Raw genomic sequence first — 957 nt, forward strand, 5'->3', positions numbered from 1 at the left:
GCACGGATTCGCGACGACCTCGCGGCACGCAACATCGACATCGAGGGCGCAACCATCGTGCGCGGCGGCGCAACACCAACCTCCTACATCAGCCTGAGTCGCGCCACCGGCAGCCGCACCATCGTCCACTATCGCGACCTGCCAGAACTCAGCGCCGCCGATTTTACCCAGGTCGATCTGACCAACCTCGACTGGGCCCACTTCGAGGGTCGCAATCCCGCCGAGACCGAGGCAATGATCGCTCGCGTCGCCACTGAGTGTCCCGGTCTGCCCATCTCCGTGGAGATCGAGAAACCGCGACCCGGGATCGAACGGCTGTTTCGGCTCCCAGGCGATCGCCAGACCCTGCTGATCGTCTCGCGCGCCTTCGCCGAGCAGCAAGGCGCGCACGAGCCGGAAGCCTTTCTGAAAGCATTCGCCAACGACTGCGACGCCACGCTGCTGATCCTGCCCTGGGGTGCAAAGGGTGCCTACGCGCTTACCGAAGCGCGCGAGCTGCTGTTTGCCCCCGCCCATCCACCAGAAACCCTGGTTGACACCATTGCTGCTGGCGACGTCTTCAACGCCGCTGTCATCGATGCCTTGCTGCAGGGCGCGGAACTCGCCGAGGTGCTCGAGCGGGCCAACGCCCTCGCCGGCCGCAGTTGTGGTCAGCTCGGGATCGACGGTCTGAGCGAGACACCTCAGGCCAGCATCGGCGACTGATCCGTTTTACCTACGGACTCGGATTCGGCTGCCGTGTATGCACCGCCTCGATCGCTTGCAAGACCTCATCACTCAGGATCAGAGAGGTGCTGGCGAGATTGCTCTCGAGCTGCTCGAGGGTCGTCGCGCCGATGATGTTCGAGGTCACGAACGGGCGACTGGTGACGAAGGCCAGCGCCATCTGCGCCGGGTCCAGCCCATACTGCCGAGCAATCGCGCAGTAGTCGGCTGTCGCCTGCTCGGCCTCCACAG

The 957-nt window shown here is 64.8% G+C and carries 2 protein-coding genes; one reads left to right on the forward strand and one right to left on the reverse strand.

The features are described from left to right. On the forward strand, positions 1-705 hold a 705-nt coding region (locus tag VBE63_RS30260), incomplete at its 5' end, for a PfkB family carbohydrate kinase (RefSeq protein WP_323686666.1). A gap of 10 nt (positions 706-715) precedes the next feature. On the opposite strand, the gene VBE63_RS30265 is transcribed toward VBE63_RS30260, so the two are convergent. After that, positions 716-957, reverse strand: a 242-nt coding sequence (locus VBE63_RS30265) for an aldo/keto reductase (protein ID WP_323686667.1), incomplete at its 5' end; no start/stop codon positions are given.

It is taken from the genome of Lamprobacter sp., from assembly GCF_034860625.1.
Taxonomy (GTDB): domain Bacteria; phylum Pseudomonadota; class Gammaproteobacteria; order Chromatiales; family Chromatiaceae; genus Lamprobacter.